Source organism: Kribbella sp. NBC_00889 (assembly GCF_045207705.1).
GTDB lineage: Bacteria > Actinomycetota > Actinomycetes > Propionibacteriales > Kribbellaceae > Kribbella.
Genome location: NZ_CP108783.1, coordinates 8,594,617 through 8,615,266, shown reverse-complemented (window position 1 = coordinate 8,615,266; position 20,650 = coordinate 8,594,617). Strand labels below are relative to the sequence as shown.

At 69.2% G+C, this 20,650-nt stretch carries 21 protein-coding genes and 1 pseudogene; 8 read left to right on the top strand and 14 right to left on the bottom strand.

Annotation, left to right across the window (positions count from 1 at the left end; translation table 11 throughout):
- Positions 1-52: 52 nt before the first annotated feature.
- Both OG817_RS42465 and OG817_RS42460 read left to right on the top strand, forming a co-directional pair.
- Positions 53-916: a phytanoyl-CoA dioxygenase family protein gene (locus OG817_RS42465; protein WP_406050698.1), complete on the top strand. Its 864-nt coding sequence runs from the start codon at positions 53-55 to the stop codon at positions 914-916.
- Positions 913-1,227, top strand: a complete 315-nt coding sequence (locus tag OG817_RS42460; RefSeq protein ID WP_406050697.1) for a hypothetical protein — start codon at positions 913-915, stop codon at positions 1,225-1,227. Before OG817_RS42465 ends, OG817_RS42460 begins: the two co-directional genes overlap by 4 nt.
- Here OG817_RS42460 and OG817_RS42455 read toward each other — a convergent pair.
- Positions 1,217-2,731 carry an HD domain-containing phosphohydrolase gene (locus OG817_RS42455; protein ID WP_406050696.1) on the bottom strand — a complete coding sequence of 505 codons (1,515 nt, stop codon included), beginning with the start codon at positions 2,729-2,731 and terminating at the stop codon, positions 1,217-1,219. The genes OG817_RS42460 and OG817_RS42455 overlap by 11 nt on opposite strands.
- A 119-nt stretch (positions 2,732-2,850) precedes the next feature.
- Between OG817_RS42455 and OG817_RS42450 the strand changes: the two genes are divergently transcribed.
- On the top strand, positions 2,851-4,014 hold the full coding sequence (locus OG817_RS42450; protein WP_406050695.1) for an MFS transporter: 1,164 nt from the start codon (positions 2,851-2,853) through the stop codon (positions 4,012-4,014).
- Between the two features lie 99 nt (positions 4,015-4,113).
- Here OG817_RS42450 and OG817_RS42445 read toward each other — a convergent pair whose 3' ends face one another.
- Complete coding sequence (locus OG817_RS42445) at positions 4,114-5,130, bottom strand: lactonase family protein (protein WP_406050694.1); 1,017 nt, start codon at positions 5,128-5,130, stop codon at positions 4,114-4,116.
- A gap of 26 nt (positions 5,131-5,156) precedes the next feature.
- The gene (locus OG817_RS42440) at positions 5,157-5,684 is read right to left on the bottom strand and encodes a GNAT family N-acetyltransferase (protein WP_406050693.1); all 528 of its coding nucleotides are present in this window, start codon (positions 5,682-5,684) and stop codon (positions 5,157-5,159) included.
- Positions 5,685-5,701: 17 nt separating this feature from the next.
- On the opposite strand from OG817_RS42440, the gene OG817_RS42435 reads away from it, so the two are divergent.
- Positions 5,702-6,559 carry an arylamine N-acetyltransferase gene (locus tag OG817_RS42435; protein ID WP_406050692.1) on the top strand — a complete coding sequence of 286 codons (858 nt, stop codon included), beginning with the start codon at positions 5,702-5,704 and terminating at the stop codon, positions 6,557-6,559.
- Position 6,560: 1 nt separating this feature from the next.
- Here the strand turns inward: OG817_RS42435 and OG817_RS42430 are convergent, their stop codons facing one another.
- The 7 genes and pseudogenes from OG817_RS42430 to OG817_RS42400 form a co-directional block, all read right to left on the bottom strand.
- A complete protein-coding gene (locus tag OG817_RS42430; protein ID WP_406050691.1) occupies positions 6,561-8,024 on the bottom strand; it encodes an NADH-quinone oxidoreductase subunit N in 1,464 nt (487 codons plus the stop codon).
- The gene (locus OG817_RS42425; protein ID WP_406050690.1) at positions 8,009-9,538 is read right to left on the bottom strand and encodes a NuoM family protein; all 1,530 of its coding nucleotides are present in this window, start codon (positions 9,536-9,538) and stop codon (positions 8,009-8,011) included. The genes OG817_RS42430 and OG817_RS42425 overlap by 16 nt, the downstream gene beginning before the upstream one ends.
- Positions 9,535-11,298, bottom strand: coding sequence for an NADH-quinone oxidoreductase subunit L (locus tag OG817_RS42420; RefSeq protein ID WP_406050688.1), 1,764 nt, complete (start codon positions 11,296-11,298; stop codon positions 9,535-9,537). The genes OG817_RS42425 and OG817_RS42420 overlap by 4 nt, the downstream gene beginning before the upstream one ends.
- A complete protein-coding gene (gene nuoK / locus OG817_RS42415) occupies positions 11,295-11,642 on the bottom strand; it encodes an NADH-quinone oxidoreductase subunit NuoK (protein ID WP_406050687.1) in 348 nt (115 codons plus the stop codon). The genes OG817_RS42420 and nuoK overlap by 4 nt, the downstream gene beginning before the upstream one ends.
- Before the next feature lies 1 nt (position 11,643).
- Positions 11,644-12,144 carry an NADH-quinone oxidoreductase subunit J gene (locus tag OG817_RS42410; protein ID WP_406050686.1) on the bottom strand — a complete coding sequence of 167 codons (501 nt, stop codon included), beginning with the start codon at positions 12,142-12,144 and terminating at the stop codon, positions 11,644-11,646.
- 140 nt (positions 12,145-12,284) lie between these two features.
- Positions 12,285-12,512 (bottom strand): annotated as a pseudogene (locus OG817_RS42405) (4Fe-4S binding protein); the annotation flags it as partial.
- A gap of 200 nt (positions 12,513-12,712) precedes the next feature.
- Positions 12,713-13,471: a methylenetetrahydrofolate reductase gene (locus tag OG817_RS42400; protein WP_406050684.1), complete on the bottom strand. Its 759-nt coding sequence runs from the start codon at positions 13,469-13,471 to the stop codon at positions 12,713-12,715.
- A gap of 360 nt (positions 13,472-13,831) precedes the next feature.
- On the opposite strand from OG817_RS42400, the gene OG817_RS42395 reads away from it, so the two are divergent.
- Positions 13,832-14,089, top strand: coding sequence for a hypothetical protein (locus OG817_RS42395; protein ID WP_406050682.1), 258 nt, complete (start codon positions 13,832-13,834; stop codon positions 14,087-14,089).
- Between the two features lie 3 nt (positions 14,090-14,092).
- Here OG817_RS42395 and OG817_RS42390 read toward each other — a convergent pair whose 3' ends face one another.
- From OG817_RS42390 to OG817_RS42380, 3 genes are read right to left on the bottom strand one after another with little or no spacing between them, the layout of a single operon-like run.
- Positions 14,093-14,770, bottom strand: a complete 678-nt coding sequence (locus OG817_RS42390; protein WP_406050680.1) for an isochorismatase family protein — start codon at positions 14,768-14,770, stop codon at positions 14,093-14,095.
- 29 nt (positions 14,771-14,799) lie between these two features.
- Positions 14,800-15,972 (bottom strand): RNA polymerase sigma factor, encoded by a 1,173-nt coding sequence (locus tag OG817_RS42385; protein WP_406050678.1) that lies wholly within the window; start codon positions 15,970-15,972, stop codon positions 14,800-14,802.
- A gap of 46 nt (positions 15,973-16,018) precedes the next feature.
- Entirely contained in the window at positions 16,019-16,363 is a 345-nt protein-coding gene (locus OG817_RS42380) for a YciI family protein (RefSeq protein ID WP_393380531.1), read from the bottom strand.
- Positions 16,364-16,597: 234 nt separating this feature from the next.
- Between OG817_RS42380 and sigJ the strand changes: the two genes are divergently transcribed.
- From sigJ to OG817_RS42365, 3 genes are all read left to right on the top strand, one after another.
- Positions 16,598-17,470 (top strand): RNA polymerase sigma factor SigJ, encoded by an 873-nt coding sequence (sigJ, locus tag OG817_RS42375; RefSeq protein WP_406050675.1) that lies wholly within the window; start codon positions 16,598-16,600, stop codon positions 17,468-17,470.
- Between the two features lie 66 nt (positions 17,471-17,536).
- Complete coding sequence (locus tag OG817_RS42370) at positions 17,537-18,679, top strand: NAD(P)/FAD-dependent oxidoreductase (RefSeq protein ID WP_406050673.1); 1,143 nt, start codon at positions 17,537-17,539, stop codon at positions 18,677-18,679.
- Positions 18,680-18,834: 155 nt separating this feature from the next.
- Positions 18,835-19,650 carry an LLM class flavin-dependent oxidoreductase gene (locus OG817_RS42365; RefSeq protein WP_406050671.1) on the top strand — a complete coding sequence of 272 codons (816 nt, stop codon included), beginning with the start codon at positions 18,835-18,837 and terminating at the stop codon, positions 19,648-19,650.
- Here OG817_RS42365 and OG817_RS42360 read toward each other — a convergent pair.
- Positions 19,643-20,593, bottom strand: a complete 951-nt coding sequence (locus tag OG817_RS42360; protein ID WP_396392443.1) for an NADH-quinone oxidoreductase subunit H — start codon at positions 20,591-20,593, stop codon at positions 19,643-19,645. The two genes, OG817_RS42365 and OG817_RS42360, sit on opposite strands and share 8 nt — an antisense overlap.
- Positions 20,594-20,650: the final 57 nt, after the last annotated feature.

Here is a 20,650-nt window from a genome sequence, read left to right as displayed (position 1 = left end):
AGAAGGAATCTAGCCTGGTGGAGTAGTTACCACTACCCCGAGAGGGAGTCTCATGCCCCACCCGCATCAGAAGAACCTGCTCACCTCGGTTCAGATGGCGCATTTCGTGGCCACCGGGTCGTTCCGGATGGACGCCGTGGTCCCCGACGAGATGAACCAGCAGGCGCTCGAGGTCCTGAAGGCCGGCATCCCCGGCGTCCCGTACGGCACCCCGCTGTCGGAGGCGTTCGCGGACAGCGAGTTCGTCCAGCGGCTGGTGCAGCTGCCGGAGGTCGCCGGTGCGATCCACAGCCTGGTCGGGCCGGAGCCGACCGTCGACCACCACGCCGTGCACATCCGCAAGGCGAACGAGGGCGAGGCGCAGAACCTGCACGGTGACGCGATCATTGACGTCCGCCCGGACGCGTTCGACGTACAGCTGATGTACTACCCGCAGGACGTGACGCTCGAGATGGGCGGCACGCTCAGCGTGCCCGGCAGCCACCTGCGCCGGACCAACGAGTCCGACACCGGCCGCTACCAGAACCTGCTCGGCCAGACCCGGCTGGTGTGCCCGGCCGGCACCGTGCAGTTCCTGCACCACGGCATCTGGCACGGCGGCCGCAAGAACGACAGCGCCATCGACCGCTACATGTTCAAGATCCGGTTCAACCCGACCGTCCGCCAGGTCCGGCTCTGGAACGTCGAGGACCTGTACGACCCGGAGGTCGCGCGCGAGCTGGACCAGTCGTTCCCCTGGTACGAGAACGCCACCGGCCGGCTGGAGAAGTACAACCGGATCAAGCTGTGGCAGGCGCTCACCGGCGACGACGCCTTCGACCCGGAGTTCTGGGTCACCCGAGTGTCGAACCGCCCGCAACGGGTGGTCGCCCAGCGCAGCATGAACCCGCACGCCACGAAGAAGGAGATGACATGACCGCCCCCGCCACCAGCGCCGCCCCCGCCGAGACCGGCCAGACGGTCCGCCAGCAGGTCCTGGTCCTTTACCTGGCGTCCTCCGCGCTGGACGCCCGCGTGGTCGGCTGGTCGACGTACGACGGAACCGGAGCGACCCACCCGACCACGGGTGACAGCGACGTCCCGCCGTACGCGAGTGGTCTGGACGCCCTGAAGGACGGCTGGCGCCTCTTCCAGGCCGCCCAGCTCCTGCCGCCGTTCCCAGGACACGAGTACGACGTCTCGTTCCTCAAGCACGAGTTCTTCTTCGAGAAGCTCGTCACGATGTGAACAGGCCGTGCTGCATCGCGAACAGCGCGGCACCGGCTCGGGTGGACACGCCGAGCTTGCCGTAGATGTGCTGGACGTGATGCTCAGCGGTACGGCGTGACACCACCAGCTCGCGCGCGATCTCCGCATTGGACGAGCCACGTGCGAGCAGACGCAGTACGTCGACCTCCCGCTCGGTGAGGCCGGCCGGACGGCTCATGCGGCCGGGCACCTGGTGCCCGGCCGCTCCGAGCACAGCCTTCACGCAGTCGGCGTCCAGCCTGCCGGCCGCTGCCTCAGCCAGGACGATCTCCGCGGCCCTGTCCGGTGAGTGCGCGGCCCGGTGTGGCCGGTCCTGAGTCAGTGCCTGATAGCAGTCGGCCGCAGCGAGGATCCGCGCCGCTGTCGACAACTCGCCGCCCTTGACCTGGCGCGGATAGCCGGTGCCGTCGATCCGCTCGTGGTGGAGAGCGGCCAGTGCGGCGACTGGCTCGAGTACTGCGGACCGCGCGAGGATCCGCTCGGACCGGTACGGGTGCAGGCGCACCTGCTCCCAGTCGGCGCGGCGCAACTCACCGGGCCGCTCCCAGACACTCGTCGGTACGGCGACCCGCCCGAGGTCGTGCAGGAGCGCGGCCCGTCGCAGCGTTGCCCGGTCGGTGTCGTCCAGATGCAGCAGCCGCGCAGCCTCGTCGGCCAACGTCGCCACTCCGGTCGAGTGACCGAACAGGTACGGCGACTTGAGGTCGACGAAGTAGGCGAAGGTCCGGGCCACGTCGTCGAGCTGGTCCGGCCGGATGAGTGACCAGGGGCGCGGCTCGTTGTCCAGAGTCTCTTGCCACACGTCGATCTCGGCGAGGTCGGCCAGCAGGGAGTCGTCGTACGCGGCAACGACCACCGGGTCGAGCCAGGTCCCTTGGCGCCGCGTGAGGGTTGCCTGCACCGGCTCACCCAGACTGTGGAAGATGACGGCCTGGGTCGCCACCTCCGCGATCCGGGTGGCGATGTGGATCTCGGTGGCGGCCAGTCCCTTCGGCGTACCGGTGCCGTCCCAGCGCTCCAGGTTCTGGTAGAGCGCCTCGGCCACGGACGGGCCGAGGCCCAAGCGGTCGGCGAGCATGCTGCCGACCTCGCAGATCGCCCGGAGGATGTCGTCCTCCCCAGCGGCGAGGGTGCGGGCGAGGTACTGGAGGCGGCGGATGCCCGTGCCTTGGCCGATCTTCCGAAGGACTGTGAGCGACTCGCGGCGGTTGGCGACGTCGGTGCGCTCGGCGAGCGGACGGAGTTCGCCGGCCCGCGGGCCCATCCGGTGCGCCTCCTCGTGCGTCGTGGCAGTGCAGCCGAGGTGGCGCAGCAGTGTCGCGTAGTAGACCGTGCGCTGGTCGGCGACGCCGAGCCTGCCCGCCAGCCGGGTGGCAACCAGGCAGCTACGGATCGACTTCTCCGGGGCCTGCGCCATCGCGAGATCGAGGGTGACCGACAGCGCGCAGAGGAGCTCGGCGAGTCGCAGGTCGTCCTCCGCCATGGCGCACCTCCCCCGGTCCCCTCGGAGCACACCTCCCCGTTCCGCCCGGAGATGGGCAGAACTACCGATGCTCCGCTGGAGCCCGCATGGCCATTGTGGGCCTGACCAGAGGAGATGCCATGAGTACAGCGACTTCCGCCGTCCCTCGACTCGTCACCCCGCAGTTCGTCGTGCTCGGTGCGGCCGGTCTGGCCTACTTCCTCGCCGACGGGATCCTCGTGCCGGCCGTGCCCCGATACGTGGCCGGCCAACTTACCGGCGGTAACATCGCGGTCGGCCTGGTCGTCGCGGCATTCAGCCTGTCCGCCCTGGTCCTGCGTCCGTGGGCCGGACGACTGGTGGATCGGCGCGGCCGGTCGATCGCGATGGTCGGCGGCGGCATCATCTTCGCCGGCTCGGTCGCCGCGTACGGCGTGACCGACTCCATCGGCGCCCTCGCGGCGCTCCGGCTGCTCACCGGCGTCGGCGACGCGTTCTTCTTCGTCGGCGCCGTCACCGCGATGAGTGACCTGGCGCCACCCGAACGCCGCGGCGAGGCGATCAGCCTGTTCTCCCTGTCCCTGTACGCCGGGCTCGCGGTCGGCCCGCCGATTGGCGAAGTGCTCATCAGCACGGCGGGCTTCACCACGGTCTGGGTGGTCGCGGCAGCCTCGGCCGGCGTCGGCGTACTGCTCGCCCTGCGTGTCGGCGAAACTCGCGCGCCGACGTCCGATGAAGCAAGCGCCGAGGCTGTCCGGCTCATCCCGCGGGCGGCCGTCGTGCCTGCGCTCCTGCTGCTCGCGTTGGTGTGGGGCATGGCGGGTTTCCTCGCCTTCGTGCCGCTGTACGCGCTCGACCTCGGTCTGCCGAATGCCGGCTTCCTGCTCGGAGGTTTCGCCGGGATCGTCGTGCTGATCCGGAGCGTCGGGGCCCGCATCCCCGACCGGTTGGGCGCCGGCCGGAGCGTCCGGATCTCGTTGCTCTGCGCCACGATCGCACTGCTGGTCATGGGCGGTTGGCGAACGGTGCCCGGGCTGGTCAGTGGCACGGTGCTGCTGGGCGTCGGTGTTGCGCTCGGCACGCCCGCGATCATGATGCTCGCGCTGCAGCGTGCACCGGCGGCCGAACTCGGCGCGGTGATGGGAACCGTCAGCATGAGCATCGACCTGGCGGCTGGGCTTGGTCCGGCCAGCTTCGGCCTGGTCGCCGCCGCTTCCGGGCGCGGCACCGGGTTCCTCGCCGCGGCGCTTCTCGCCGGCGCGGGCCTTGCGTTGGCCACCGTGATTGCGCCCCGGAAACCGTAGCATCGCGTGTCATGTCGCAGCAGACTCCCTACCCGGGGCCGCAGTACGGCGTACCACCGAAGCGCGAGCGGCCGGCCGCCGGCGGCCGGTCGCGGTGCGTCAGACCGGGAGGATGCAGACCGGCTTCGGCCAGCTGATTCCGGTCCCGTCGGCGGTCAGCCTGCCGTCGCCGTCGATCGCGAACGTCGCGATCGCGTCCGAGCGCTCGTTCGCGGCGTACAACCGGCTCCCGTCGTTGCTGAAGGCAAGGTGTCGGGGCCAGTCCCCGCCGGAGCCGATCGTCTGCACCAGCTCGACCGACAGCCCGTCGCCGGCGATCGCGAACACCGCGATCGTGTTGTCACCGCGGTTCGAGCCGTACAGGAAGCGCCCGTCGGCGGAGATCAGCAGCTCGGCCGGGAAGTTCTCGCCCGGCGAGTCCGCCGGCCGCGTCGAGGCGGTCTGCACGACCTGAAGCTTGCCGTCGGCGTAGCTGCAGACAGTCAGCGTGGAGTCGAGCTCGTTGATCACGTACGCCGCTCCGGCGCGCGGGTGGAACACCAGATGCCGCGGACCGGCGCCCGGGTGGATGCGGAGCCGGTCGACCTCCTCCAGCTGCCCGTCCGCGGTCAGCGTGGACGTGTAGACGGTGTCCGAGCCGAGGTCGACGTCGAACGTGTACGTCCCGGACGGGTCGAACACCACCTGGTGGGCGTGCGGGCCCTCCTGGCGCTCCTGGTTCGGTCCGGTGCCCTCACGCTGGATGACCTGGGTCGCCGTACCGAGTGAACCATCGGCACCGATCGGGTAGATCGCGACCGAGCCCGAGGTGTAGTTGGCGGTCAACAGGTAGCGACCGGACGGGTCGATCTCCAGGTGGCAGGGGTGCTTGCCCTCGGTCGGCCGGTCGTTCAGCAACTCGAGCCCACCGTCCGGCTGGATCGCGAACGCGACGACCCGGCCCTGCTCGCCTTCGCTGGTGGCGTAGAGGAACTGGCCGTCGGCGGACCTGACCAGGAAGGACGGATCCGCGGTCGTCACCGCGAGCGCGATCGCGTCCAGCGGCCCGAACCCGATGCCGTCCCCACCGCCCGGCTGATTGGTGTAGCTCCCGACATAGATCCGCTCAGAAGTCATGGCCCTACCCTGCCAGGTCCCGGTGCCTACGGCATCGCCCTGTCCAATCCGTAGAGCGCCGACCCCCAGCCCAGATCGGGGACGAGGACCCGCCAGCCCATCCGCTGGTAGAGCCTCGGCGCCGGGCGGTCGTCGACGTACGTCGAGAGGAGCGCCTTCCGATGCGGGAGATCGGTCATCAGCGCGTCCATCAAGGCCGTCCCGAGCCCTTGGCGTTGCGCCTCGACCGCGACGGCGAGCTCCACGACCTCGAAGTGACCGCCGACCCACTCCTCGGCAAGCTCCGCCGGCACCGCCGCCGCGACCCGGTCCGGCCACCACTGCCCGCGCTGCCCGGTGAACCCGTACGCGAATCCGACGATCCTGCCGTCCGATCGGGCGGCAACGAGTTTGAAATCGTCCCGTTCGGCGTGCACCGGAAGCTGTTCGGTGGCAAACCGCTCGGCGTCGGCCCGGTCCTCGTCGTACCCCGGGGCGCCGAAGGCGGACACGAAAACCTCGGCCAGCTCCGGGGCGGCTTGAACGGCATCGGCCGGGGTGAGTACTTCGATCACGTGGCTAGCCTATGCGGATGGACACCCAGGCGTTCCTCCAGCGAATCGGACTCAGCGAGTACGACGGACCGCCGCAGCTGGAAGGTCTGTCGCGGCTGCACGAGGCGTTCGTCGGCCAGGTGCCGTACGAGTCCGTGCAGTTCCAGCTGGCCCCGGGCGGACCGCTGGAGCCTGAGGAGTCGGCGAAGCGGATCATCGCGCGGGAGACCGGTGGGTACTGCTTCCAGCTGAACGGAACCATGGCTCTCTTGCTCAGCGAGCTCGGCTACCGCGTGCAGATGCACCGAGGCGGTGCGGAGACTCCGACCCGCGCGGGCGACGTCGACGCCAGCCACATGGTGCTCACGGTGAGCGGGCTGGTCGAGGATCCCAACCAGGTCTGGATGGTCGATGCCGGCCTCGGTGAGGCCCTGGTGCATCCGCTGCCACTCGAGGAGTGCAGCGTGTACCAGGAGCCGTACAAACTGCGGTTGCGTCCGTCCGAGAAGGTCGACGGCTGGCGGCTGGACCACGACCCGCGGGCCAACATGATCGGCATGGACTTCGAGTCCGCCGCGGTGGGCCTGGACGCCTTCGCCGCGCAGCACGCCAACTTGTCGACCAACCCGAACTCCGCGTTCCGCCGGTTGGCCTCCGCGTTCCGCCGGAAGCCGTCGTCGGTCGTCGTACTGCGCTCTGTCGGCCTGTCCGAGACGTTCGCCGACCGGATCGACACCACCATCATCGAGAGCCTGACCGACTACTTCGCCGTACTGGCGGACGTGTTCCTCCTCCCGCTCCCCCACTACACCCAAGCCGACCGCGATCAACTCTGGCGCCGCGTCTGGTCGCAGTACGAGGACTTCCTGGCCAAGCAGGCGAGCGCCGGATCCTAGGTCAGATGGCTAGGGAGAAGAGGGTGCTCGGGAGGATGGAGAGGACTGCGGCGGTCGCGGCGCAGAGGGAGATCATGGCGACGGCCGGGGACTCGATGTCGACCGAGAAGGGGTCGTCGGCGGGCAGGCGGAAGAGTTCGGCGACCCAGCGGAGGTAGACGGCCAGGCCGATCATCACGTTGATCGCCATCACGATCGCGAGCCAGCCGAGGTGCGCGTCGATGACCGCCTGGAAGGCGGCGAACTTCGTGAACAGACCGGCGAGGCCCGGCGGCAGACCGGCCAGCACGACCAGGAAGAAGATCAACGCGCCGGCCAGACCCGGCTCGGAGCGCACCATGCCGCGGTAGTCGGTCAGCAGCCCACCCGGCCGGTGCCGCTGGACGACCGCGACAGCTCCGAACGCCCCGACCGTGACGACCACGTACGCCGCCAGATACCCGACGACCGCCTGGGCGTCGCCGACCGCGAGCGGTGCGAGCAGGAAGCCGACCTGACCGATCGACGACCACGCGAGCAGCCGCACCGCCTCCTGCTGACGCAGCGCGGCCAGGTTGCCGACCGTCATCGTCAGCGCGGCCAGGATCGCGACCACGGTCCGCAACTCCGACCCGCTCGGCGCGACCCCGGACGTCACCAGCACGAGCAGACCGGCGACACCAGCCGACTTCGACACCACTGCGAGGAAGGCGGTCACCTCAACCGGCGCACCGACGTACGTGTCGGGCAACCAGCCGTGGAACGGCACCGCCGCGATCTTGAACCCGAACCCGACGATCACGAACAGCCCCGCCGCGAAGGCGACCCGGCGCAGCTCCGGATCGAGGCCGGACAACCGGTTGGCGATGGTGGACAGGTACAGCGACCCGGTCACGCCGTACAGATAGGAGATGCCGAACAGCATCACCGCGGTCGACAGCACCGACACCAGGAACGCCTTCAGCGCACCCTCGGATCCGCGTCTGTCCCGGCGCAGGGCGACCATCGCGAAGCTCGGCAGCGACACGACCTCGAGCCCGATCACCACCGTGGCGAGGTCGCGTGCACCGGCGAGCACAGTCGCGCCGACCAGTGCGCTCAGGAGCAGGAAGTGGTACTCACCGACCGGGATGTCCGCCGACAGCAGCCGGTACGCCGACAGTCCGACGACGCCGAGTGCGCCGATCAGCAACACCGCCCACAATCCGGCGGTCAACGGCTCGAACACCAGGCTGCACTCGGCCGGCCCTTCCACCGCAGGACGGCAGAACGCTGGCTTGAAGTCGTCCCGCTGGGCCCAGACGAACACCAGTCCGAACAGGATCACGGCCACGGTCAGCAGCGTGACCACCGTGTGCCGCAGTTGCGCCGATGCGCTGCGCCAGAAGCCGTCGATCAGCAGTACGGCGACAGCGCCGACCGCAAGCACGAGCGGTACGGCGACGGCCTGCCAATCGGTCCAGGTCAGGGTCACAAGGTCCCCCACTGGTGCAGTAGGAGCCCGGGCCAGACGCCGAGCAGCACGGTCAGCGTGATCAGCGGCGCCCAGGTGATCAGCTCGATCCGGCTCAGGTCGACCGCGAACGCTGACGCCGGATTCTCGGCCGGGTCACCCTGGCACAGCTTGCGTACCAGTCGCAGGAAGTACGCCGCGGTCAGTACCGTGCCCAGGCCCGCGATCACCATGAAGACCAAGTAGGTCGTCCGAGGCAACGAATCGGCGGGGCGGTAGGCGCCGAGCAGGACCAGCATCTCGCCCCAGAACCCGGCCAGCCCGGGCAACCCCAGCGACGCCAGGCAGGCGAACGTCAGTAGCGCGCCGATCCGCGGCAGCCGCGCGTACAGCGCGCGGCCGAGCGTGCGCAGATCGCTGGTGTCGTGCCGGTCCTTGATCGCACCCGCCAGGAAGAACAGCAGACCGGTGATGATCCCGTGCGCGATGTTCGCGAACAGCGCGCCGTGCAGACCGGCCTGCGACAGCGTGGAGATGCCGAGCACGATGAACCCCATGTGCCCGACGCTCGAGTACGCGATCAGCCGCTTCACGTCGGTCTGCGCCAGGCACGCCAGCGACCCGGCGATGATCGCCACCGTCGCGAAGCCGGCCAGGTACGGCGCGATGGTCGCGGTGGCGTCCGGCAGCACCGGGACCAGAATCCGGATCAGGCCGTACGTCCCCAGCTTCAGCAGGACGCCCGCCAGCAGGACCGACCCGACCGTCGGCGCCTTCGCGTGCGCGTCCGGCAGCCAGATGTGCAGCGGCCACAGCGGCACCTTCACCGCCAGGCCGACCGCGATCAGGAGTGCCGCGGCCAACGGGACGCCGTGTCCGCCGAGCACCGGGGAATTGGTCAACCGGACGATGTCGAACGTCCCCGCCTGCCGGTAGACCAGCAGGAACCCGAGCAGCATCAGCGCCGACCCGAGCACCGTCATCAGCACGAAGGTGTTCGCGGCCCGCTTCCGTCCGACCGGGTCGTGGTCGTCGCCCCAGATGTCGATGACCAGCCACATCGGGATCAGCACGATCTCGAAGCAGACGAAGAACAGCACCAGGTCCATCGCCGAGAAGGTGCCGATGACGCCGGCCTCGATCACCAGCAGCAGCGCGATCAGCGACCGGGTCCGGCCGATCCGCGGTGTGATCTTCAACGAGTACAGGCAGCACAGGAAGGTCAGCAGCGCGGTCAGCACGATCAGCGGCATCGAGATCGAGTCCACCGCGACGTGGAACCGCACGCCGAGCGCAGGGATCCACGGCACGTCCGTCACAGCTTGCAGCGGCCGGCTGCCCTCACGCAGCAGCTGGTCCTGCGATGGTACGTAGGCGAACCAGCCTTCGCTGCGCGGCCAGAGCAGCAGGGACCCGATCAGCACGAGCCCCGAGATCACCGAGCCGTACAGCGCCGCGAGCCGGTCGCCGACCGAAGCGGGGAGCGTCCACAACGCGAGCGAGGCGAGGATGGGCAGCGCCAGAATCCCCAGCAGGATCGCGCTCATGAGCTGATCACCCCAGCGAGCACTGCCAGCGCGACCACACCGACCACAGCCGCGGTCAGATAGGTCTGCACGTTCCCGGTCTGCAACCGCCGGAACCCTTCCGACGCAAGCGTCCCGGCACGCCCGGCCGCCCGTACATAAGCCCCGATCACGTCCCGATCGCCCGCGACCGTCAGCTTCGCCAGCCACCGCACCGGCACAACGAACATCCCGTGGTACGCCGTGTCGACGCCGAACTCACGCTCGAGCACGACCGGCCGCGGATCCGCGCCGCGTGACCACAGCGAGTACGCCGGCAACGCGCCGAGCAGGACGAGCACGGTCGACACCGCACCGATGCCCCAGTTGAGGTGGACGCCGTCGACGTACCCGAGCACGATCGAGGCCACCGCGAGCAGGACCATCGGCGCGAGCATCACCCAGGGGGCGTCGCGCAGCTTCGAGGTGTCGGGCTCGTCCAGGTCGGCCGTCCCGTTCTCGTCCTCGAAGGCACCGAGCGCCCCGGCGAGGGCGGGCGTCCGGAAGAACACCCACAACCACATCCGCATGCAGTAGAACGCGGTGAACGCAGCGGTCAGACACACTGATGCCAGCACGATCCATCCAACGACCGAACCGTCCCGGGCGTGATGCCAGGCGGCCTCGATCACCGCGTCCTTGGAGAAGAACCCCGCGAACCCCGGGACGCCGGCCAACGAGGCGATACCGATCGTCATCGTCACGAAGGTGACCCGGAGCGCCTTCCGCAGCCGGCCGCGTCGGGTGTAGCGGCGCAGCACCACGAAGGCCGCACTGCCGACCTGGTGCAGCAGGACACCGGCGCAGAGGAAGAGCAGCCCCTTGAACGCCGCGTGCGTGACCAGATGGAACAACGCTGCGTGCCGGCCGTCCGCCGTACCCAGGGACAAGGCCGAGAACATGATCGCGAGCTGGCTCACGGTCGACCACGCAAGCACCCGCTTCACCTCGACCGCGGCCATTGCACACAGCGCGGCGAACAGCATGGTCACGCAGGCGACCACGGCCAGCACGGTCATGGTCGTCTCGGAGGCCGCGAACACGTCGTACAGGCGGGCGATCAGGAAGACGCCGGCGGCAACCATCGTGGCCGCGTGGATCAGCGCGCTGACGGGGCTCGGGCCGGGCATCGCGTCCGGAAGCCAGGTCTGCAACGGGACCTGGGCCGACTTGCCGACCACGCCGACCAGGAGCAGCAGGGTCCCGGTGGTCAGTACGCCGGGCGAGATGTCCGCCGGGTCGAGCTCGGAGATCCGGAACGTGCCGGCGCCGAGGCCGAGAACGAAGATGCCGAACAGGAACCCGACGTCGCCGAGCCGGGTCATCAGGAACGCCTTGACCGCGCCGGAGCGGGCGTCGCGACGCTCCCAGTAGTGACCGATCAGCAGGTACGAGCAGGCGCCCATCATCTCCCACCCGATCAGCAGGAGGAACAGGCTGTCCGAGATCACGACGGTCACCATCGCGGCGGTGAACAGCGTGACGAGCGCGTGGTACGACGCGGCGCGCTGATGCAGGTCGCCGAGTGAGTACACCTGGACGCAGGTCGCGATCACGCCGACGACCGCGAGCATCAGCACCGTCAGGTCGTCGGTGCGGACGGCGAAGCCGATGGTGAGGTCGCCGACGGACGAGTTCAGGAACGCGACCTGGTCCGGCGAGACGCTGTACAGCAGACCGGCGGCCAGGATGACGAGCAGGGAGAAGCCGACGCCGGCCACCCGCCAGGCGGTTGCGATCACGTCGCCGCACCCTTCTCCTGCAGCTCCTCCTGCGTGTCCTGCTCGGCCAGGTCGCGGGCCGCGTCGGCATCCACGTGGCCGTGGCCACGGAACAGCAGCAGGACGATCGCGAGCCCGAGGCCGATCTCGGCCGCGGCCAGCGTGATCACGAAGATCGCCAGCGTCTGGCCGGTGGCCAGGCCGTCGATGCGCCAGGCATCGAACGCGATGAGGTTCAGGTTCACCGCGTTGAGCATCAGTTCGAACGACATCAGCAGGGTGATCGCGTTGCGCCGGGCCAGGACGCCGTACACCCCGATGCAGAACAGGACGACGGCGAGCAGCAGCGGGAGGATCAGCGGCACGTCAGTCCTCCTTCGCCTTCTTACGCTGGGACAGGGCGATGGCACCGACCAGGGCCGCCAGCAACAGAACCGACAGCACCTCGAACGGCAGCACCCAGGTCCTGAAGATCGCCGTGCCCACATCGGTGGCGGATCCGGCCGGCACCGGGTCGATCTTCTCGTTGCCAAAGGCAATCACGACACCGGTGCCGAGCAGCAGCGCCAGGACACCCGCGACCATCGCGGCGAAAGGGCTGCGGCCGATGGTCAGGCTGGGCAGCGGATTCATCGGTGCCCGGGTCAGCATCAGCGCGAACAGCACGAGTACGACGATCGCCCCGACGTACACGAGGATCTGGACCAGTGCGACGAACTCGGCATGCAGCGCGCCGAAGCAGCCGGCGACCGCGCCGAGGGCGACGACCAGCCAGAGGGCGGCGTGAACGATCCGGCGCGAGGTGACGACGAAGACGGAGGCGATGAGTGCGACTGCTCCGGCGACGCTGAAGAGGGCAGTCGTCACGCGTCGTCCTCCGGCGCGGGAGTGACAGTGGGGCCTGGGTCGATCGGCTGCGGCGCGGGGACCGTCCACATCCAGTCGCGGAGCCGCTCCTTCTCGTGGGTCAGGTTGCGGATGTCGGTCTCGGCGTACTCGAACTCCGGCGACCAGAACAGCGCGTCGAACGGGCAGGCCTCGATGCAGATCCCGCAGTACATGCACAGGCTGAAGTCGATGGCGAACCGGTCCAGCACATTCCGGCTGCGCTCCCGGGCCTGCTCACCGACCGACGGCGCGGTCTCGGTGTGCGAGTCGATGTAGATGCACCAGCTCGGGCACTCGCGGGCGCACAGCATGCAGGAGGTGCAGTTCTCCTCCAGCAGCGCGATCACCCCGCGACTGCGCGGCGGCAGTTCCGGCTGGACATCCGGGTACTGCTCGGTGACGGACCGGCGGGCCAGCGTCTTCGCGGTGACCTTCAGCCCCTCGATCAACCCCTTGCCAGGAACACCCACGCCTCCTCCTCCGTCCGTAGCTCCGTTACTAGCAGGAGACTAGTCGGTTCCGGCCCGATCCGGCGCCGACCCGGCGGTCAGAGCTCGCGCTCGAGACGGGCCGCGACCTGGCGGTAGCGGCTGACGGGGATGAGGTGGACGCCGTCGAAAGCGCCGCTGTCGCGGATGCTCAGGATCAGCTCGCAGGCGTGGTCGACGCCCGCGTCCTGGTCCCGCTCGACAGCCTCGATCAGCGTTTCGGGGATGGTGAGTTGCGGAAGTGCGGCCAGGTTGTGGGCCATCTTGGCGCTGGCCAGCACCATGACTCCGGCGTACACGGGAATGTCGAGGCTGACGCTCTCCCGCCAGCGGAGGAGTTCGCCGAGGTCGTAGCTGACCTGGACGTACAGGAAGTCCGCCTCGGCCTTCCATCGCGGCACCGCCCGCAGCCGCGTCGCCGCCCCGACCTGGAACGGATTGCAGCCCGGGTACGACGTCTCGCGCGCCTGCTCGATCATGGTGCGTACCGTGAGCTGGCTGGTCCGCGCACCCTCCGCCGGGTCGTCCCCGTGCACGAACAGGAACTGCTCGACGCCGTACGCCGCCGCGGTCAGCAGATCCCGGCGGAAACCGAGCAGGTTCCGGTCCCGCGAGTTCAGGCAGGCGATCCCACGCGACCCCATCGCCTGCACCTCGTTCGCCACCGCCACACTCGACACGGTCGCCCGGCCGATGTGGTTGTCCGGGATCAGAAACGCATCCGCGATCGGACTCATCACCCCGATCTGATGCCGAACCCGCTGCAAATCCGGCCGCGTCGGCGGCTCCACCTCACACACCACGTCGAATCCCTGCACCCCTGGACCCTACTAACTCCACACCCCACCCCACCCAACGCCCCAGTACGCGTCCTGCCTGGAACACGAACTGGTGGGTCCCGACAGATCATGACCTGTCTCAAGCCCCTGGTGGGTGTTCCGCCTCCCGGGATCCTGGGCTCAGGCACCGGCTCCAGCACCCGGTCAGCGGCGAACTGCGGCCGGCTGTCGTGGTCGGGTCGGTGGTCTCGCTTTGCGGAACATTTGGGTCGCCTGGCGGCCATTTGTTTCCGGAGATCCACCTCGCGGAGCCAACCGGCGTTCCGGCTTGGACCTCTTGTCTGTCGCGGCGCGCCAGTTGCGGTTTGCGGAAAGCGGTGGCGCACCTACGCTCAGGAAATGGGGCGCTCTCAGGTACTGGCCGGCGCGGTGATCGGCGCCCTGGCCATGGTCTTCGCGAATGTCGCGTTCTCATGGTTCGCTACCGGGCCGAATCATTACGAGTGGACCGACTCTGCGATCTTCATGAGTCCTGTTGCGGCCGTCTTCGGCGCGATCGTCGGAGCCCTCGGCGCCCTCGCGATCCGCATCACCCGCCCAGCCAGCCGCCGCCGCGACGACCACCACCGCGAGAAGCGCAAGTACCGCCTCCGCTAGGGGTCAGCGCATTTCAGGGTCGAGTAGTGCGAGGAGTTCTGAGGTCGGGCGGACGTCGCCGAAGGTTCGGTAGACGGTGTAGAGGGTGGCGTTGAGGTCTTGGTCGCGGCGGGCGGCGTTGGCGTCGGCGACCATGACGACGCGGTAGTCGAGGGTGCTCGCGTCCCGGGCGGAGGACTCGCAGCAGACGTTGGCCACGGTGCCGGTGATCAGGACCGTGTCGATGCCTCGCTCGGAGAGCAGCCCGTGCAGGTCGCAGCGCCCAGGGAAGAACGCACTCGTCGCGGTCTTCTCCACCAGCAGGTCCGCCTCATGGATCTCGAACTCGTGCCAGACCCGCTCGCGCACCGGACCACTCCCACCGGACTCACTGAACAGCTTGGCGACCTCAGCTCCAAGGAACTCGACCGTCACCGCGGTCGGCTCGCTGAACCCGGGCACCACCCATACGACGCTCCCACCGGCAGACCGCAGTACGTCGGCGAGCCGAGCGATGTTCGGCACGATGCCCTGCTGATAGCCGCCAAGGCCGACGAAGAACGGCACCATGTCGACGACGACCAGCGCAGTCCGCGCTGGATCCAAGCTCTCGTACGCATGCCGCCGACCGCGACGACTCTCCTGTCGCGTGTACTCGCGGGGCTCGATGTGCCAGTCGTGCAGTGCAGGCGGCTCAGTCATGCAGGGAACCCTGCCAGGTCCCACCGACATCACAGGCGGGAACGAAGAAACGCCTGCTCAGCTTCGTTGGACGTGAGGTCGAGGGCGGCCTCGTACGCCGTACGAGCTTCGTCGGAGCGGTCGAGGCGCGTGAGGAGGTCGGCGCGGATGGCGTGGAAGAGGTAGTAGGAGCTCAGGTCGAGGTCGTCGATGAGGGCAAGGGCTGCCGCCGGGCCTTCGACCTCGGCGACTGCGACGGCGCGGTTGAGCGCGACGACGGGAGTCGGTGTGAGCGTGAGCAGGTGGTTGTAGAGCTGCAGGATCTGCGGCCAGTCAGTGTCGTCCGCGGTCGGCGCATCGGCGTGGACGGCGTTGATGGCGGCTTGCAGTTGATAAGGACCAGGCTGGTTGCGGCGCAGGCAGCGGCGTACGAGGTCTTGGCCTTCGGCGATCAGCTCGCGGTCCCAGCGGTCGCGGTCCTGGTCGGCGAGCAGAACCATGGAACCGTCCGACCCCACCCGCGCCGAACGGCGGGATTGCTGGAGGAGCATCAGTGCGAGCAGGCCGACGGCCTCGGGTTCGTCGGGCATCAGGTCGACCAGTACGTGGCCGAGCCGGATCGCCTCCGCGGACAGTTCGTCGCGGACGAGAGTCTCGCCGGCCGAGGCGGCGTACCCCTCGTTGAAGATCAGGTAGACAACGGCCAGCACGCCGCGAACGCGCTCGGGCAGATCGGCCTCGCACGGGACGCGGTACGGGATGCCCGCCGCGCGGATCTTCGCCTTGGCACGGACCAGGCGCTGCGCCATCGTCGGCTCCGGCACCAGGAACGCACGGGCGATCTCGGCTGTGGTGAGCCCGCCAAGCATGCGCAATGTCAACGCGACCCGCACGTTCAGCGCGAGCGCCGGGTGGCAGCAGGTGAAGATCAGCCGGAGGCGGTCGTCGTGCACAACGCGCTCCTCCACCGGTTCGTCCTGCGCATGCAGCAACGCCGCCTGCGCATGCTTGTCCTCGCGCACCGACTCCCGCCGCAGCCGGTCGATCGCCCGGTTCCGCGCCGTCGTGATGATCCACCCGGCCGGGCTTGGCGGTACGCCGCTGTCCGCCCACTTCTCCACGGCCGCCGCAAACGCATCCTGTACGGCGTCCTCCGCGATCCCCAGATCCCCGAACACCCGGGCCAGTACCGCAACCGCCCGCCCATGCTCAGCCCTGAACACACCCGCAATCCGCTCAGGCGTGGCGTCGGGTCGTCGGGATCCGGTGTCAGCCGGCAAAGGGCCGCACCTCGATCGACAACGGACTCAGCACCCGAGCCAACCGCCGCGCCCACCCCAACGCCGCATCCAGATCCTCGACCTGAATCACGGTGAACCCACCCAAGTGCTCTTTCCCCTCGGTGAAGGGCCCATCCGTCACGAGTACGTCGTCACCGGATACCTTCAGCACAGTCGCAGTCTCCGGCGGATGCAGCCCAGCCGCAAACACCCACACCCCCGCCGCCTGCATCTCCTCGTTCAAAGCCCCCAACTCCCGCATGATCGGCTCCAGAACCTCCGGCGCCGGCGGCGGCCCATCAGGCTGATAGATGCTGAGCAGGTACTGGTTCATCTCGGCCTCCTCGTAAGTCCTGTCACCCCTACACGAACAGCCTCAGCCCGGATCGACAGGCAGCGACACGACAAGTTCTGTGCTGATGGCACCCTGGTCATCGGGGCCCTGGCCGGCCTCTACCCCGCGATCCGCGCCTCCCGTCTCTCCCCCACGGAGGCACTGGCAACGCCGTAGGCGCGCGGAGGTCTGCCTAGAGTGATCATTGATCACAGTGGCGGCGAGAGGGTGAGGGTGGATCAGACCAGGGCGTTGTCGGAGGCCGATTGGGAAGCGCATCGTCCCGCGGTCTTCGGCGCGGCGTACCGGATCCTCGGCACCGTGACGGAGGCCGAGGACGTGACGCAGGACGTCTGGTTGCGTGCGGCTGCCGCGGATCTGTCGGAGGTCCGGGATCTGCGCGCATGGCTGGTGACCTTGGCCGCACGTACGTCGTACAACGTGCTGAAGTCGGCGCGCGTCCGGCGCGAGTCCTACGTCGGGCCCTGGCTGCCCGAACCGCTGCTGACCGGTCCGGACGCCGCCGCCAAGGTGCTGATGGACGAGTCGGTGAGCACCGCGATGCTGGTGGTCATGGAGACGCTCACCCCCGCCGAACGCGTCGCCCTGGTACTGCATGACGTCTTCGACTTCCCGTTCGCCCGGATCGCCGAGGTGCTCGGTACGACGCCTGCCGCGAGCCGCAAGCTCGCCTCCCGCGCGCGGGCGCGGGTCGCCACGGTCGAGGAGACACCACGGGCCTCCAGGACCGAGACCGAACGCGTGCTCAAGGCGTTCAAGGCGGCCGCCGACGCAGGAGACCTGGCCGGGCTCGTCGCACTGCTGGATCCCCAGGCGGTGTACGTCGCCGACGGCGGCGGCAAGGTCACCGCCGCCCGGAAGCCGGTCACGGGTCCCGAGCGGATCGCCAAGCTGACGGCCAGGCAGATCGAGCTCAGGCGTCCCGACGCGGTCCGGATCATCGAGGTGAACGGGCAGCCGGCGCTGGCGACGTACCGCGGCGGCACGCTCGTCTGGCTCGACACCGTGGAGGTCGCCGACGGCCGGATCACGGCGTTCCGGCGACAGGTCAATCCCGAGAAGCTGGCGCACCTCGGTCACATCTGAGTCCGCCGTGTTGTCTCCCTGCCGCACGCCCCGATCCGCGGGGTGCGGCTGAGAGAGGACGAGACAGTGGCACACGTTGTGATCATCGGGGGCGGCTTCGCCGGTGTCTGGAGCGCGGCAGGAGCGGCGCTCGCACGCGGCGACGCCGATCTGCGCATCACACTCATCGCACCGAACGAGCACCTGGTACTGCGGCCACGCCTGTACGAGCCGGAGCCGGATCTGGCCAAGGTGGAGCTCAGCCGGGTCCTCGGTCCGATCGGCGTAGAGCACGTGCGAGCCTCGGTGAGCACGATCGACACCGACCGCCGCGTGGTGGTGGCCGACGGCAACGAGATCGGCTACGACCGGCTGGTGCTGGCGGCGGGCAGCAAGCTGGTTCAGCCCGACGGGCTGCCAGGCGCTGAACGGCTCTTCGACATCGACACGCTGGACGGAGCCCGGCGGCTGACCGACCATCTGCGCGATCGGCGCGACTACGCCGTCGTAGTCGTCGGCGCCGGGTTCGTCGGCCTGGAGGCTGCGACCGAACTGGCCTCGCGGGGCCGGGTGCTGCTGGTCGATCGGTCAGATGTGGTCGGGGCACAGCTCGGGCAGGGGCCGCGCAGGGAGATCGAGGCTGCGCTGGACGAGTTGGGTATCGAGCGCCGCCTCAGTACGACGGTGACGGAGGTCGGCGACGGGTACGCCGTACTGTCCGACGGCAGCAAGGTCGACGCGGACGCCGTCGTCTGGTCCGTCGGGATGCGGGCCAGCGAGCTCACCCGTCAGATCTCCGACGAGCTCGACCACCTCGGCCGGGTGCCGGTCGACGATCGGCTGCGTGCGCTTCCGGACGTGTTCGTCGCGGGGGACACGGCCGCGGCGGCGTTCGACGCTGAGCACACGGTCATGCAGGCCTGCCAGCACGCGACACCGCTCGGCAAGGTCGCCGGGTACAACGCGGCGGCCGACCTGCTCGGCGTACCTCTGCGCGACTTCACTCCCGGCCCATACGTCACCTGCCTTGACCTCGGCGCCGCCGGCGGAGTCTTCACCCGGGGCTGGGACCGCCGAGTGATGGCGTCGGGCGCCGAGGGCGCAGCCGTCAAGAAGGGCATCAACCAAGCCATCCACCCACCGGTGGACGACCGCGCAAAGATCCTCGCCGCCGCCGATCGCGTCAGCGTCGAACTCCCGTTCTTCCCCCGCGAAGAATCCGCCGCCTGACCGGGGCGTTGTGCAGCCCGACAGGTAGTGTCCGGCGGTTCGTAGTGCACCTGAGCGCACCCGCGCGCCGGTGTACGGTGTCTCGCCGGTGCACTACCTGTCGGCGTGCACGCGGTCCAGGAATATCAGTGCGAACGGAGCTGGTTGGAGAGACCATGCGCTACGCAGCCTATGTGAAGTCGTTCGGCGAGTACGGCAGCCCGAAGGTCCTCCGCGATCTCGCGCGGGCGACCGAGGACCACGGCTGGGACGGGTTCTTCGTGTGGGACCTGCTCAGCTCCCCCACCTACGACCCGCCGGTTGCCGATCCCTGGGTCACTCTCGCCGCGATCGCCCAAGCCACCAGCAGGATCCTGATCGGCCCGATGGTCGTCCCCCTGCCCCGGCGCCGCCCGGCCAAGCTCGCCCTCGAGGCCGGCACGCTGCAGGACCTCTCGAACGGCCGCCTCATCCTCGGCCTCGGAACCGGCGCGGGCTGGGACTACACCCGGTTCGGCGAGTCCGCCAAGCGCAGAGAGCTCGCCGAGCGGCTCGACGAGGGCGCCGAGCTGCTGCACCAGTTCCTCGCCGGCGACCCCGTCGAGCACGAGGGCAGGTACTACCGGGCCACCGACGTCCGCTTCCCTGCCAGCGACATCCCCATCTGGACCAGCGGCTTCTGGCCACGGACCGGTCCCGTCCGAGGCGCCCGCAACGCGGACGGCCTGTTCCCGCAGATCAGGGACGAGGCCGACGACTTCCGGCTCCCCACCATCGACGAACTCGCCACGATCCGCGCCGACTTCGAGAAGTCCGGTGGCCGCCAGAACGCCGACATCGCCATCTGGTCCCCAAGCCAGGCCGGCGCCCCCGACGCCGCCCTAGCCGTGCAGTACGAAGAGGCCGGCGTCACGTGGTGGTTCCAAGACGGCTCCGAGATCTCCCCCGAAGAACTCCACACCCGCCTGGCCGCCGGCCCACCCCTCACTTGAAGAGGGTGACGCCGATGCCCGTGATCGCGAGTTGGAGCAGGGCGATGGGGACCAAGGCTTGCCAGGCGAGTTTCTGGAGTTGGTCGGCTCGCATGCGGGGGAACGACACCCGCACCCAGATGACGACGACCGAGACCAGAGCGACCTTCAGGATGGTCCAGATCCAGCCGATGGAGTCCGGCCCGGGACCGCTCCAACCACCCAGGAACAGGACCGTCGTCAGCCCTGCCAGTATGACGATCCCGGCGTACTCGGCGAGCAGGAACATCGCGAAGCGCAGACCGGTGTACTCCGTGTAGGGCCCGAAGATCACCTCGGAGTCCGCGACCGGCATGTCGAACGGCGGCCGTTGCAACTCGGCCAACCCGGCGATGAAGAACACGACCAGGCCGGGCAGCTGCCACAGCAACCACCACGGGTTCCACGCGGTCGCGATCCCCGACAGGCTCAGCGACCCGGCCGCGACCGCGACGCTCGCCGCGGACAGCACGAACGGCAGCTCGTAGCTCATCAGCTGCGCCGCGACCCGGAGTCCCCCGAGCAGGCTGTACTTGTTGCCGCTCCCCCATCCCGCCATCAGCGACCCGAGTACGCCGATGCTCATCACCGCGAGCACGAAGAACAGCCCGGAGTCGAGGTCCGCACCGACGATGCCCGGCGCCAGCGGGATCGCGGCCAGCGCGGCCAGGTACGGCAGGATCGCGACGATCGGGGCCCATTCGAACACCCGCCGGTCCGCGGCCGCCGGAACCACGCTCTCCTTCTGCACGAACTTCACGCCGTCGGCGACCAGCTGCGCCCAGCCGTGGAACGCACCGGCGTACATCGGACCGAGCCGTGACTGCATGTGCGCCATCACCTTGTGCTCGGCCTGGCCGACCAGCAGGGGCGCCACCAGGAAGGCGACGAGTACGCCGACCACCCGCACCACGAACTCCAGCATGACCGCACCCTATCGAGTCCGACTTGACCTGAACCACCGTTGAGGTCAAAGGGTGGG